The organism is Gordonia sp. Swx-4, assembly GCF_030316175.1.
In the GTDB taxonomy this organism is placed as follows: Bacteria; Actinomycetota; Actinomycetes; order Mycobacteriales; family Mycobacteriaceae; genus Gordonia; species Gordonia alkanivorans.
The window spans coordinates 2,220,180-2,233,012 of record NZ_CP128197.1 but is presented as its reverse complement, the minus strand read 5'-3'; the positions used below and the strand labels follow the sequence as shown (position 1 = coordinate 2,233,012).

The following is a 12,833-nucleotide window of genomic DNA, read 5'->3' as shown; positions in this document are numbered from 1 at the left end:
TGGATACTCGGCAGGCCGTCTCAGTTCAGGTAGGCAGCATTCAGCAACACCGAGGCAATGGCGAGTTCGGCGGGTGACGCCTCCTGCAGATCGATGACCTGCCGTAGTTGTGGGCGTGGTGCATCGACGGACAACGGTTCGAGTTGTCCGTGGATGGCGTCACGAATGTCGGTGAGGACTTCGCGGAACCGTCCGGCTATGTCGGGTCGCCGGTTGATGCGTTCGGGGTTGGGTGGCGCCCCTGGTTCGGCGTTCAACTGCCAGACACATCTGCCTTCGTCGGCGCCGTCGGCGATCATCCGGGTCGAGTATTGACCGGGTTGGTCACCGACCATGTGGTGGTGGCGGGTGCAGGCCGGAGTGAGATTGTCGATGTCGGTGAATCCGCCATCACCCCAATCGGTGTGGGCGTGATGCATTTCCACGTGTGTGGTGGGCATGTCGCAGTCCGGGTTGGAGCACATCTCGCCGTCAGGTCTGGCAAACGAGACGAGCCGCTGTTCCATGGTGGCGAGTCGTTTGCCGCGTCCGAAGTACAGCGGGACCGCGGTGGCGTCTCTGAACACCGCCAACCAGGGCTGCACGTCGGCGCCGATGGCGATGAGGTCTGCGATGGGGATCAGGGTGCCGTCGGCGCTGGTGGCGGACCCGGTTTCGCGGATGAGGTCGTCGAGCTCGGCTTTGGCGATCAGCTGGACCGGCAGGCCTCGGTGGGTCTTGCCGAGCATTCCGTCGTCGAACACCGCTTCCAGCAGTGCGTTGAGGGCGTCGTGATTGCGCTGTGCGGGGGTGCGGTGGTCGCGGTCGGCTGCTGCCGCGACCACCTCGGGGTCGGCGTCCTCGATCGAACCGCACGGCGATTCGGGATCGGTGGGGTTGTTCATGCCCGGTCGGGCCCAGACGGCCAGGAAAGTCATGATCCGCGCCCGCGCCAGAGGGGTGAGGTTGGCGATGAGTTTGGAGGTCCCGTCGGCGCGTTGCCGGTTCACCTGCAGGTTGCGGCGGCGTACGCGGTCGTCGTGGTCGGTGAGGGTTCCGTCGGGGTCGAGGTGTGCCAGCAGTCGGGCACCGACCTGACCGATCTCGGCGGGCGTGAGCGTGGCGGCGTATTCGGCCAGGGTTTGCTCGGCGGCGGCGCGCACATCGTGTGGGACGGCATGTGGGATCTGGTCCACGACGTCCATCACCGCATGAACGTGGGCAGACCCCACCCGGCCGTCGGCCAATTCTCGGGCGAGCGTCGGCAGTTCGGGTTCGAGTGGTTGTCCGGTGGTGAGGTCGGTGTAGGTGGCGGTGGCTTTCACCTCGGCGTGGCGTCGGCCGGGGAAGGCGATCCGCAGGCGGTGTTGCATGTACTGGATGATGCTGCGGTGACCGGTCTTTCGGGCCAGGCTGCGGTTCTCGACCTCGACGATCTGCTGGTTGCCGGCGTAGGTCAGGCGGGCGATCAGACGCTCGTTCTCGGCGGCCACCTGGTCGACCTCGACATCGGACAATCGAGAGAGGTCAACATTCTGCAACCGGTCGGTGAGGGCGTGCATCTGCTCGATGATCGCGACCGCGTCAGAGGGTGCCGGGTCGGCGGCGTCGACAGTTGCAGCAACGGCCACGACGGTCACCCCCCAAGATTCCGCGGTTCGAATGCATGTTCGATGTTACACACGAATCCGTCGTCACGCAGGAAAGCTCCACAGGCTTCACCAGCAGATCACCCGCACATCAACGTGTTGTTCCGGACGCGATTGCCAATCTTTCGAGCGCCTGCTCGATGTAGCCCGACCAGTCCTGCGCGGCAACCTGATTCACCGCCGACTCCCCGGCGAATGCGCTCGAGATGACCACGTCGGGAGCGAGGGTCGCCAGCAGATGCAGGCTCTCCGCGAGGGTATTCGCATTGCTGAACGGTAGGTATCCGGCGGCCCATTCCCCGGATGCGCTCAGATACAGGGTGTCCCCGGTGAAAAGGTACCGAAGACCGTCATCACCAGGCACCAGGTAGCACGTGCTGCCGGGCGTGTGCCCCGGAGTCGGGATCACCTCGACCCCGTTGTCGTCGACGTACCGTTCCGCGACCGCGATGTCCACGCGCGCAAAGCGGCCGATCCGCTCGGCCTCGGGAGCGGGCGCGTGCAGCGTCGCCCCGAACCGGTCTTCGACACGACCGAGAATCGGGCCGGCCTCGTCCTGATGGGACAGGTACTGGTCGTCGACACCGCCCAGCTTCTCCAGATCGTCGAACTCGGCATCCGATGCCATCGAGTAGAACAGCGCGTTGCGGTCGGACGTCCACAGATACGCATGGGTGGTGAGACCGGGGAACGGGTTGTCGGTCGTTGTCTCCCAGAGGTCGGGTAGCACCTGTCGCATCGGATCTCCTCGTTGAGTGGTGACGGCTCCGCCCCCACCGTGCAACTTCAAGTGAACTTCAGGTCAAGGGCGAACGTGCGCTGGTCAACCCTCGAGTGATACACATGATTCGATTCGTCTCAAACAGTTGGGGGTTCCCGTGTCCGCAGTGCTGCCGAGTCGACCGATCGACGACGCCCCCGGCTTCCCGAGGGCCGTCAGCTACGACGCCGCGATGTCGAACCGAAAGCTCCGGCGTACGCGCGCCCTCGTCCGCAAGGTCACCGGCAAGGACCTCTACCCCGAGCCCGAACACCTGCACACCTTCGCCGAGGACATGTTCCGCACCGATCCCGTGGCCGAGCGGTTCGTCGACGAGGTCTACGGCACGCTCGGCCCCGAAGCCGCGCGCACACTGCTGGACAAGGCCCTGACCGACGGACTCGACAGCGTCGAGAACCCGCCGCCCGCACTCGTCGAACTGTTCGAGGAGTTCGAGACCGTTCCCGACTGGGTCGATCCGCATCTCATCGCCGAGGGTGAGGCGATCTGGCGCCGCTGGGGTACCGGCCTGTTCAGTGTCGCCGGTGGGATCACTCTCGAGATGTACACCGAGGCCGCGGTCGCCAAGCCGTTGTCACTGGCAGGCGGATATGCCGGCGACAACGCGCTGCGCCGATTCCTGGAGACCTCCCGTTTCTGGATCGACGTGTCCCAGCCCGGCGCGCTGCTCACCCCGGGATCAGCCGGCCGGGCGACGGCGATGCGGGTCCGCGTGATGCATGTGTGGGTCCGACGCACCGTCGCGAAGCACCCCGAGTGGGACGTCGAACGGTGGGGCGAGCCGATCAGCCAGTCGTATCAGCTGCTGACCCTGCTCGGCGGCAGCGTCGTGCCGGCGTCGGCGCTGTGGCTGACCGGGGTCCAGACCACACCCCGAGAGATCCGGGTGCTGCTGCACTACCAGCGCTACCTCGGGCACCTCCTCGGCGTGCGGACCCAGTGGTTCCCCGAGACCATCGCCGACTCACTGCGATTGCTGGCCCTCGTCAACACCACCCGCAGCTACGACGCCGGCGCCGACGGCGCCGAACTCATCGAATCGTTCCCGGCCGCGTTCGCCAACGAGAGCGCGACGGGCCTCGAGCGCATCCGCGGCAAGTACAACGCCATGATGTACGCCGCCTACTCGACGATCTACATGATGCCGACGACGCGCTTCCGCTACGACATGCCCAACCCGATCCCGGGACTCGCACTGATCCTCCTGCGGTTGCCGGCCGTGACGCTCGTCGAGACGCTGCGCCGGATCTCCCCGACGTTCCGTCGGCTGCACGAGAAGGTGATGTGCCGGCACCGGGAGAACTGGCACGCCTGGCAGTCCTCGGGACGCCCCGCGGAGTTCGCGCACGGCAAGGGATTGCGACGGTGACCTTCCATCCGACACGGTCGAGTACGTGACAGGACACCGACCACGGTTTTGCCGACGGAACCCGCGCGATTAGCGTTGTCAAAATGACCCAACCCCCGATCACGGAACCGACGGCAGCCGGCGAGGCGCCAGACCTCGAGACGCGCGTCGGCCACTACTACGTCCTCGACGGCTCCTATGAGGTGGGACGCGAGAAGGTCCGCGAGTACGCCCGCGCGGTGCAGGACTACCACCCCGCCCACTGGGAGCCCGAAGCTGCTGCCGCACTCGGGTATTCGGGACTCGTCGCGCCGCTGACGTTCACCTCCATCCCGGCGATGGCGGCGAACCGCGAGCTGTTCGAGTCCGTGATCGTCGGCTACGACACCTACGTGCAGACCGAGCAGGCCTTCGAACAGCACCGGCCGATCGTCGCCGGCGACGAGCTCGTCACCGACGTCGAACTGTCGGGCGTGCGCAAGGTCGCGGGCCGCGAACTGATCACGGTGACCAACACCATGACCGACGCCGCGGGCGAGAAGGTGCACACGATGCACACCACCGTCGTGGGCGTGACCGCCGAAGAGGTCGATCCGGGCCTCAGCGCCGCGGTACGCAAGGTGATGATGCACGACGTCAACATCTTCAGCCACGAGGACACCCACCACCTGTACGAGAAGACCGTCCGGCCCGAAGGCGAGATCCGCGTCGCCGACGGCGCGACGCGCCCGTCCGGCGCCCGCTCCTTCGACGATCTGTCGGTCGGCGACGAACTGCCGATCCACACCGCCCGCATCTCCCGCGGCGACCTCGTCAACTACGGCGGTGTCGCCGGCGACGCCAACCCGATCCACTGGGACGAAGCCGTGGCCAGGCTCGCCGGCCTGCCCGACGTCATCGCCCACGGAATGTTCACCATGGGTCTCGGTGCAGCATTCGTCGCGTCGTGGTCCGGCGACCCCGGCGCTGTCACTCGCTACTCGGTCCGCCTGTCGCAGACCGTTCCCGTGTCGGCCGTCGACGGTGGCGAGATCGAGTTCAGCGGACGCATCAAGTCGCTGGACCCGGAGACCCGGACCGGCGTCGTCATCATCGTCGCGAAGTCGGGCGGCCGAAAGGTGTTCGGCCTCGCGACCATGAACATCCGCTTCTCCTGACGCCGGTTCCGCCCCTCATCGGAACCCGCTACTATCTGCATATGAATGCAGATAAGCATTCACCGAACGCCCACCCTCCCATCGCGGAGGACCAGGTGCGATTGGTGGTCGAGGTCTTCCGGATGCTTGCCGATCCGACCCGTATCCAATTGCTATGGGCGCTGGCCGACACCGAGATGTCGGTCAGCGAACTCGCAGAAGTGGTCGGCAAGCCCGGGCCTTCGGTGTCACAGCACCTCGCCAAGCTCCGGATGGCGCGGCTCGTCCGGACCCGACGCGCCGGGACCACCATCCACTACTCCCTAGAGAACGAGCACGTCCGACGGCTCGTCACCGATGCGGTCTTCAACGCCGAGCACGCCGGGCCGGGTGTGCCGCCGCACCATCGTGGTGACGCCGCTCTGCGCGCCGTCGATCACGACACCGAGCGGGAGGCCTGAGCGATGACGCACCTTCGCCGTGAACAGGATTCACACGATCACCCGCATGACCATGCCCACGGCCATTCGCACGACCACGGCCACTCGCACCGCCGCGGACTCGCCGGAGTCGTACGCGAGATCTTCGCGCCTCATTCCCACGACGCCGCCGACAGCCTCGACTCGGCGCTCGAATCGTCGCGAGCGGGTATCCGGGCCGTGAAGATCAGCCTGGTGGTCCTGGGCGTCACCGCGGTGGCGCAGGCCGGGATCGTCGCCGCATCGGGCTCGATAGCGCTGGCCGCGGACACGATTCACAACTTCTCGGATGCGCTCACCGCGCTACCGCTCTGGATCGCGTTCGCGATGGGCACCCGGCGTGCCACTCGCCGCTACACCTACGGGTTCGGACGGGTCGAGGACCTGGCCGGTCTGTTCGTCGTCGCGATGATCGCGCTGTCGGCCGTGATCGCCGGATACGAGGCCGTGGGCCGACTCGTCGATCCCCGCCCCATCGACCACGTCGGATGGGTGGCACTGGCCGGACTCGTCGGCTTCATCGGCAACGAGTGGGTGGCGCTCTACCGCATCCGGGTCGGCCGACGCATCGGCTCGGCCGCACTCGTCGCCGACGGACTCCATGCGCGCACAGACGGTTTCACGTCGCTGGCGGTGCTGCTCAGCGCAGCCGGCGTGGCACTCGGGATTCCACTCGCTGACCCGATCATCGGCCTGCTGATCACCGTCGCCATCCTCGCGGTGCTCCGCACGGCAGCGCGCGACGTCTTCCGCCGCCTCCTCGACGGCGTGGACCCGGCCCTGGTCGAGACCGCGGAGAGAACCCTCGCCGAACGTCCGGGAGTGCTCGCCGTCCGGAGCGTCCGCATGCGTTGGATCGGCCACCGTCTCCATGTCGACGCCGAACTCGACGTCGACCCGAACCTGCGGCTCATCGAGGTGCACACCATCGCGCAGGACGCCGAACACGAGCTGACCCATGCCGTTCCGAAGCTCACCAGTGCGCTGATCCACGCCTGTCCGGCACACGAGGATCGCTCCCACGACGAACACTCGGTCAGTACTCGCCCTTGACGACGAAGTACGAGCCGCGGACGGTGCCGGCGAGTGTCGAATTCTGCCGCGCGAACTCGAGCCTCGATTCGAGTTCTCCGGGCACGTCCGTGCCGTCGGACAGTGTGAAGCCGACGGCGCGTTTTGATAGCCGGGTCGATGCTGTACACGACGTTGATCGCGAGTCCCGAGTCGTAGAACACGTACGACACGTGGAGGCCGTCGACCTCGAAGTCGCTGACCTCGAGCGGACGTGAGGCGATCATCATGTCGCCCTGCGTGGAGACGTTCGTGAAATCGACGACGTGTCTCATGCCCACTCCCGCTTCGCTGACGCACACTCGGTGGCCAAAACACCAGAGCCCCCGACGTCGTCGGGGGCTCTGGTGCCCGCGGGCTGCAGAAGGATCACTCCAGGATGAAGACCGGGATCTCTCGGTCGGTCTTGGTCTGGTACTCGGCGTAGGGAGGGAACGCCGCCACCGCGAGCTCCCACCAGTGAGCGCGCTCGTCGCCACTGATCTCGCGCGCGGTGAGTTCCTTGATCTCGGTGCCGTCCTGCACGGTGACGTGCGGGTTGGCCTTGACGTTGAAGTACCAGGCGGGATGTTCGGGGGCGCCGCCCTTGGAGGCGACCATCGCGTACTTGCCGTTCTCCTCCACCCGCATCAACGGGACGTACCGCTTCTTGCCGGACTTCGCACCGGTGGTGGTGAACAGGACGATCGGGCGGTCCATGACCTGGACCCCGTCGGTGGTGCCCTGCTCCAGGATCTTCTCGGTCTGCTCGCGGACCCAGCCTTCAGGACTCAATTCAGCGTTGGCACTCATGGGCTCGGAAACGCCGCAGAGTCCGCGCTTATTCCCGCGAGCACAGCTCCGGACACCGTCATGAATGTCGGATGGCCGGTTGCTCCCTGAATTCGAAGGTGCTCTCCCGCCGACGCTGTTCTGAGCGGGGCGTGGTCTCACGCGACGGGCTGCCCGTCACCGACCGTCGGAACCGCGGCGAGCAGTTCCCGCGTGTAGGGATGCTCCGGGCTGCCGAAGACGCGATCGGCCTCGCCGTATTCGACGACCTCTCCCCCGCGCATCACCAGGATGTCGTCGGCGACGTGGTGGATGACCCCGAGATCGTGCGAGATGAAGACCAGCGAGACACCGGTTTCCACCTGCAACATCGCGAGGAGGTCGAGGATGCGGGCCTGGATCGAGACGTCGAGAGCCGACACCGGTTCGTCGCACACGATCACCGACGGTTCCGGAGCCAGCGCACGGGCGATGGCGACTCGTTGTCGCTGCCCGCCGGACAGGTGCAGCGGGTGACGCCGGCGAAACGCGTCCGACAGTCCGACGCTGTCGAGCAACTCGGAGATGCGGTCGTCGAGTGCTGTGCCGCGCAGATTCCGCGAACGCAGGCTGTCGCGCAGGATGCGTTCGACGTTCCAGCGGGGATCGAACGAGCTGAGCGGGTCCTGGTAGATGACGGAAATCTGGTGACGGTTCGCGCGTCGTCGGACATCGGACAATGCGCTCCACGGTCGCCCGTTCAGCTCGACGGTCCCGGTGTCCGGGGTCGTGAGCCCGAGGACCATGCGGGCGGTGGTCGTCTTGCCCGATCCGGATTCGCCGACGATGCCCAGTGTCTTACCGGGCAGGACGTCGAAACTCACGTCGCGCACCGCCGGTCGTGCCGTCTTGTCCTTGCTGTCGAACGACTTTCGGAGATCCCGGACACGCAGCGCGGGCGGCGCCTCGGTATGCGATGGCACGAGGGTCTCCGGGAGCGTCTCACCGCTCGTCAGGAGCGTGCCCTTGGAGGTGCGCGACGGCACCGACGCGAGCAAGCTCTTCGTGTAGTCGTGGGTGGGATTGCGCAGCACGTCGTCGGTGGAGCCGTACTCGACGATCTCACCGTGCCGCATCACCGCGACGCGGTCGGCGAGACGTGCGACGACCGCGAGGTCGTGGGAGATGAGGATGACGCCGTTGCCACGATCCTTGGCCTCGCCGAGGACGTCGAGGATCTGGGCCTGGACGGTGGCGTCGAGGGCGGTGGTCGGTTCGTCCGCGATGAGCAGCTTCGGGTCCTGCGCGAGAGCCGACGCGATCAGCGCGCGCTGACGGAGACCACCGGAGAGCTCGTGCGGGCGCTGCGCTGCACGGACTCCGGGCTCGGGAACCCCGACCAGGGTCAACAGTTCTTCGATCTTCTCGTCGCGTTCGGCGCGTCGGCGCGGTGATCGATTCCGGAAGAGACCGCCGCCACGGGAGTCTGAATGGGCGGTCAGGGCCTCCCCGATCTCGCTGCCGACGGTGCGCAGCTGATCCAGCGACACCAGGGCGTCCTGGAGGACGAATCCGATGTCCCGGCCGCGCAGACGGCGCCAGTCCCGGTCCTTGTACCCGAGCAGCGACCGACCGTCGAAAGCGATTGTCTCGGCGCTGATCCGGGCGCCCTCACCGGTGAGCCCGATGAGCGTGCGTGCGGTGACCGACTTGCCCGACCCGGATTCTCCGACGACCGCAAGGCATTCGCCGGCGCTCACCGAGAACGAGACGCCCCTGACCACCTCGCGGCCGCCGAAGGACACGTGCAGGTCCCGGATCTCGGCGAGTGGGGCCGTCGAGTCGTCGGTGCCGGTGGGGTCGGCGACGTCGTCGGTCCGGTCCTCGAGGGGAGTCGCGACTACGGTCATCGGGTGGTTCCTTCCAGACGGGCGCCGAGGTGGCGTCCCACGGTGGTGAATGCCAGGGCGGTGATCACGATGACGAGACCGGGGAAGATCTCGAGCCACCAGGCCACGGTGATGTAGGTGCGTCCGGCGTCGAGCAGGGCGCCCCACTCGGGCGACGGGGGCGCAACGCCGAGACCGAGGTAGGCCAGCCCCGACGCCCAGATGATCGCCTGACCGATACCCAGTGTCGCGGTGACGATCATCGGCCGCAGCGCGTTGGGAGCGATGTGCTGCAGGAGGATTCGCGTCCGCGAGTGCCCGAGCGCCGTCGCCGCCTCGATGTAGGCGGCATTGCGGACCGTCAGGACCTGGCCGCGGATGATCCGCGCATATCCCGGGGCGATGCCGATCCCGATCGCGAAGATCAGCGTGTACGGCCCTGGGCCGAACACCGAGGTCAGCAGGAGTCCGAGCAGGATCGTCGGGAAGGCGAACAGCACATCGATCCACCGATTGGCGAGGGCCTGCGCGATCCGTCCAGACAGACCGGCGGTGATTCCCAGCACCACGGCGAGGACGAGTGCCACCGCCACCGCGCCGAGGCCGATCGCGAGGGACTGCTTGGTGCCGAAGATGATCCGGCTCAGAAGATCTCGGCCCGACAGGTCGGTGCCGAACGGATGCGCCCACGTCGGCGGCGACAGCGTCGCGTCGAGGTCGATGGCGAGCGGGTCGTACGGCGCGATCAGCCCCGGCACGACGGCTGCCAAGACGAGCAGGACGAGGACTCCGAGCGCGGCGATGAGGGTGGGTGGCAGCGCCCACGGTCGGCGCGAGCTCTCCGGCAGCGCGGTGACCGTGCTGCGGGAGGTCTTGATCGATGACGTCGTGTCCGGTGACGTCGTGTCGGGTGCCGTCCCGGTGGACGGTTTCTGGATGGTCACGGGACCTCGATCCGGGGGTCGATGACGGTGTAGAGGAAGTCGACCAGCAGATTGGCGACGGTGTAGATCGCGGCGACGAGCACGACAATGCCGCTGACCAGTGGGACGTCACGCGAGCCGGCCGCCGCGACAAGGGTCTGCCCGATGCCGGCCCGCGCGAACACGGTCTCGGCGATGACCGCACCCGAGAGCAGCGCCCCCATGGCCCAACCGGAGACCGTGACGGCGGGAATCACCGAGTGGCGCAGCACATGTCGGGCGCGAACCGACAGATCGCCGAGACCACGGCTCCGAGCGGTGAGAACGAAGGGCTGGTCGAGCGCCCGGGCGAACTCGTCGCGGGCGATGCTGCCGAGGAATCCGGCCAGCGGTATCGCCAGCGTGAGAACCGGGAGGACCAGACCGCGCAACGAGTCACCGCTCTCGACCGGGAACCAGGCGAGGTTGATCGCGAAGACCACCAGCAGGATCGAACCCAGCCAGTATTGCGGGAGCCCGGCGCTCACGGTCTCGAGCAGGGCGCCGAGCGCTCCGCCCGGACCGCGGCGGCCGGCGGTCAGCGTCGTGGTCACCAGGACAAGCAGCCAGGCCACGATCAGCGCACTGATGGTCAGCACCAGCGTGGGACCGAGCTGGGCGGCGATCACCTCGGTGACGGGTTCACTCAGCTGGTACGACGTCCCGAGGTCGCCGCGCAGCAGACCCTGTAGGTAGTGCAGGTACTGCTGCCAGATCGAGTCGGTGAACCCGAACTGGTCGTTGACCGGGCCCAGTTCGTCGGGGGTGCGTTCGCGGCTCTCCCCCGACGACAGGTTCAGCAGCAGCGTGGCGCGGTCACCGGGCGCGAGCACCTGGAGGAGGAACGTGATCGTCGCAGCCGCCCACAGCACGAACACGGCCGAGCCGAGTTTGCCGAACCACCGCAGCCACACCGCAGAACCCCCGCGGCGTCGACGTCGGGTCGGCTCGCCGGCCGACTCCGGGTCGATGATCGTCGTCTTGTCGACCTGTATGGTCATCGCACAAACCTCGCATCCGCGAACACCGGTTCACCTTGGGATTTCTCGACCCACACGTCGTGCAGTTTCGGGTTGACCGCGATCGAGGTCGTCTGTGTGTACAGGCCGATGGACAGTGCCTCGTCGCCGATCAGCTTCTGGGCCCTGCGGTAGAACTCGCGCTGCTCGGCCGGGTCTGCCGCACTGTTGGCCTTCTCGATGAAGCCCTGCAGGGTCGGATCGTTGTAGTAGGCCGTGTTGTGGGGATTCGGTGAATCCTCGAGTCGCTGGCGCCAGTTGATGTAGAGCAGCCCCGGGGTCGGACTCGTCCAGTAGCCGACGTAGGCGTCGTAGGTGGGCGCCTTGGCGTAGTTGCCGCCGAAATATTCGCTCTGCGTCGCCGGGACGAGTTCGATGTCGAAGCCGACGTCGCGCGCCTGGTGGGCGATGTTCTGCAGGATCGCCGCGCCCTCGGGTCCGACGATGGCGTCGGCCGCGTACACCACGCGTGCGGTCAGACGGCGGCCGTCCTTGGTTCGGATGCCGTCGGAGTCGCGCGCGGTCCAACCTGCCTGGTCGAGCAGTGCATTCGCCTTCTCCGGATCACGGACGTAGGCGCCGGCGGCCGGGTCGTAGTCGGGGGTGCTCTGACTCAGCGCTCCGTTCGAGTTGAACGGGACGACGCCGAGAAATGCTGTCTCCACTGCCTTCTCGCGGTCGGCAGAGTAGGCGAACGCCTGACGCACCCGGACGTCGTCGAACGGTGCGTGATCGACGTTGAGCGTGATCGCGTTGGGGCGTCCCGGTGTCACGTACTGCCTGGTCTGGAACCGAGTTGTCGCGTCGGCCCAGTTGATGGCCGGGACGTTGTAGATGACGTCGGATGATCCGCTGGTCAGCGAGCCGTACCGTAACACCGGGTCCTTGAGGAACTTCCAGATCACCTTGTCGACATAGGCCGGTCCCTGGTGTTTCGCGTTGGCCGGCGCCGAGTTGTAGTTCGCGTTCCGCACGAAGGTGATGCTGCGGTTGCGATCCCAGCGTTCGATGATGAACGGCCCGGACCCGACGGGCTTCGAGCAGTTCTCCTTCTTCCCGCGCGCGAGCGCGGTCGGCGACTGAATCCCGAAGTAGCCCTGGGTCAGGACCGTGAGGAGCGGACTGTACGGCTGCTTGAGGTGCAGTACGTAGGTGTTGCGATCGCGAACCTCGCCACCGGCGTAGTACTGGCCGATATAGGCCATCACCGTTCCGTTGGGAGCGTCCGGATCGAGGTACTTGTCGAAATTGGTCTTCACCGCGGCCGCGTCGAGATCGGTCCCGTCGCTGAACCTCACGTCGGGCTTGAGGCGGAACGTGTAGGTCTTGCGGTCGGGCGAGATCTCCCAGCTCGTCGCCAGCCACGGCACCGGTGACCCGTTGTCGTCGAGTGAGACGAGGTTGTCGAGGTATTGCCTTGCGAGGTAGGCGTTCTGGACCCAGCCGCCGTGGATGCACGGCGGTTCCTGTTCGTGTCCGTACTCGATGACGCCGCCGTCGAGGTATTCACCGGCCGCTGCGGGCACGCCCGTCGACGTACCGTCTCCGGTGGCCGGGCGTTCGCCGCACGCCGACAGCAGCGCAGCGGCCGACAGGCCGACTGCCAGTAGGGTTCGAGTCCGTCTGGAACGGACAGATCTGAACACGCCAGGTACTCCTCGAGATCGAGAGTCGTGATTTCGACAGTGATGGAAAACAGAAGAACAAGTTCGGACCACGGGGGCCGGCGGGTCGGCGCCGGTGTCGCGGCACGTAGAAGCTGCAGAGGCG

General features: G+C 66.8%; 12 protein-coding genes and 1 pseudogene. 4 read left to right on the top strand and 9 right to left on the bottom strand.

Annotation, left to right across the window (positions count from 1 at the left end; translation table 11 throughout):
- Positions 1 to 20: 20 nt before the first annotated feature.
- Both PWF70_RS10065 and PWF70_RS10060 read right to left on the bottom strand, forming a co-directional pair.
- Positions 21 to 1,619, bottom strand: coding sequence for an HNH endonuclease signature motif containing protein (locus PWF70_RS10065; RefSeq protein ID WP_006360875.1), 1,599 nt, complete (start codon positions 1,617 to 1,619; stop codon positions 21 to 23).
- A 100-nt stretch (positions 1,620 to 1,719) separates the two neighbouring features.
- Positions 1,720 to 2,367 carry an MBL fold metallo-hydrolase gene (locus PWF70_RS10060; RefSeq protein WP_006360874.1) on the bottom strand — a complete coding sequence of 216 codons (648 nt, stop codon included), beginning with the start codon at positions 2,365 to 2,367 and terminating at the stop codon, positions 1,720 to 1,722.
- Between the two features lie 139 nt (positions 2,368 to 2,506).
- Here PWF70_RS10060 and PWF70_RS10055 point away from each other — a divergent pair, with 139 nt between their 5' ends.
- The 4 genes from PWF70_RS10055 (at position 2,507) to PWF70_RS10040 (ending at position 6,425) form a co-directional block, all read left to right on the top strand.
- Complete coding sequence (locus PWF70_RS10055; RefSeq protein WP_006360873.1) at positions 2,507 to 3,778, top strand: oxygenase MpaB family protein; 1,272 nt, start codon at positions 2,507 to 2,509, stop codon at positions 3,776 to 3,778.
- An 83-nt stretch (positions 3,779 to 3,861) separates the two neighbouring features.
- Entirely contained in the window at positions 3,862 to 4,914 is a 1,053-nt protein-coding gene (locus tag PWF70_RS10050) for a fused (3R)-hydroxyacyl-ACP dehydratase subunits HadA/HadB (RefSeq protein WP_006360872.1), read from the top strand.
- A gap of 41 nt (positions 4,915 to 4,955) precedes the next feature.
- Complete coding sequence (locus PWF70_RS10045; RefSeq protein WP_042375720.1) at positions 4,956 to 5,354, top strand: ArsR/SmtB family transcription factor; 399 nt, start codon at positions 4,956 to 4,958, stop codon at positions 5,352 to 5,354.
- Between the two features lie 3 nt (positions 5,355 to 5,357).
- The gene (locus PWF70_RS10040; RefSeq protein ID WP_035752268.1) at positions 5,358 to 6,425 is read left to right on the top strand and encodes a cation diffusion facilitator family transporter; all 1,068 of its coding nucleotides are present in this window, start codon (positions 5,358 to 5,360) and stop codon (positions 6,423 to 6,425) included.
- Here PWF70_RS10040 and PWF70_RS24200 read toward each other — a convergent pair.
- The 7 genes and pseudogenes from PWF70_RS24200 to PWF70_RS10015 form a co-directional block, all read right to left on the bottom strand.
- On the bottom strand, positions 6,409 to 6,510 hold the full coding sequence (locus tag PWF70_RS24200; RefSeq protein WP_488160743.1) for a DUF8821 family protein: 102 nt from the start codon (positions 6,508 to 6,510) through the stop codon (positions 6,409 to 6,411). The two genes, PWF70_RS10040 and PWF70_RS24200, sit on opposite strands and share 17 nt — an antisense overlap.
- 106 nt (positions 6,511 to 6,616) lie before the next feature.
- A pseudogene (locus PWF70_RS24195) lies at positions 6,617 to 6,670 on the bottom strand (phage tail protein); the annotation flags it as partial.
- 142 nt (positions 6,671 to 6,812) lie between these two features.
- On the bottom strand, positions 6,813 to 7,235 hold the full coding sequence (locus PWF70_RS10035; RefSeq protein WP_006360869.1) for a nitroreductase family deazaflavin-dependent oxidoreductase: 423 nt from the start codon (positions 7,233 to 7,235) through the stop codon (positions 6,813 to 6,815).
- A gap of 137 nt (positions 7,236 to 7,372) precedes the next feature.
- Positions 7,373 to 9,103: a dipeptide ABC transporter ATP-binding protein gene (locus tag PWF70_RS10030; RefSeq protein WP_280088799.1), complete on the bottom strand. Its 1,731-nt coding sequence runs from the start codon at positions 9,101 to 9,103 to the stop codon at positions 7,373 to 7,375.
- Positions 9,100 to 10,026 (bottom strand): ABC transporter permease, encoded by a 927-nt coding sequence (locus PWF70_RS10025; RefSeq protein WP_035752263.1) that lies wholly within the window; start codon positions 10,024 to 10,026, stop codon positions 9,100 to 9,102. The genes PWF70_RS10030 and PWF70_RS10025 overlap by 4 nt, the downstream gene beginning before the upstream one ends.
- Positions 10,023 to 11,045, bottom strand: coding sequence for an ABC transporter permease (locus PWF70_RS10020; protein ID WP_035752260.1), 1,023 nt, complete (start codon positions 11,043 to 11,045; stop codon positions 10,023 to 10,025). The genes PWF70_RS10025 and PWF70_RS10020 overlap by 4 nt, the downstream gene beginning before the upstream one ends.
- Positions 11,042 to 12,709: an ABC transporter substrate-binding protein gene (locus PWF70_RS10015; RefSeq protein WP_042375717.1), complete on the bottom strand. Its 1,668-nt coding sequence runs from the start codon at positions 12,707 to 12,709 to the stop codon at positions 11,042 to 11,044. Before PWF70_RS10015 ends, PWF70_RS10020 begins: the two co-directional genes overlap by 4 nt.
- Between the last annotated feature and the right edge of the window lie 124 nt (positions 12,710 to 12,833).

What these genes read in the sequence shown, in the direction of transcription:
- PWF70_RS10040 (WP_035752268.1), top strand. Translation starts at nt 5,358, where the DNA reads ATGACGCACCTTCGCCGTGAACAGGATTCACACGATCACCCGCATGAC.
- PWF70_RS10035 (WP_006360869.1), bottom strand. Translation starts at nt 7,235, where the DNA reads ATGAGTGCCAACGCTGAATTGAGTCCTGAAGGCTGGGTCCGCGAGCAG.
- PWF70_RS10060 (WP_006360874.1), bottom strand. Translation starts at nt 2,367, where the DNA reads ATGCGACAGGTGCTACCCGACCTCTGGGAGACAACGACCGACAACCCG.
- PWF70_RS10020 (WP_035752260.1), bottom strand. Translation starts at nt 11,045, where the DNA reads ATGACCATACAGGTCGACAAGACGACGATCATCGACCCGGAGTCGGCC.
- PWF70_RS10050 (WP_006360872.1), top strand. Translation starts at nt 3,862, where the DNA reads ATGACCCAACCCCCGATCACGGAACCGACGGCAGCCGGCGAGGCGCCA.
- PWF70_RS10045 (WP_042375720.1), top strand. Translation starts at nt 4,956, where the DNA reads ATGAATGCAGATAAGCATTCACCGAACGCCCACCCTCCCATCGCGGAG.
- PWF70_RS10030 (WP_280088799.1), bottom strand. Translation starts at nt 9,103, where the DNA reads ATGACCGTAGTCGCGACTCCCCTCGAGGACCGGACCGACGACGTCGCC.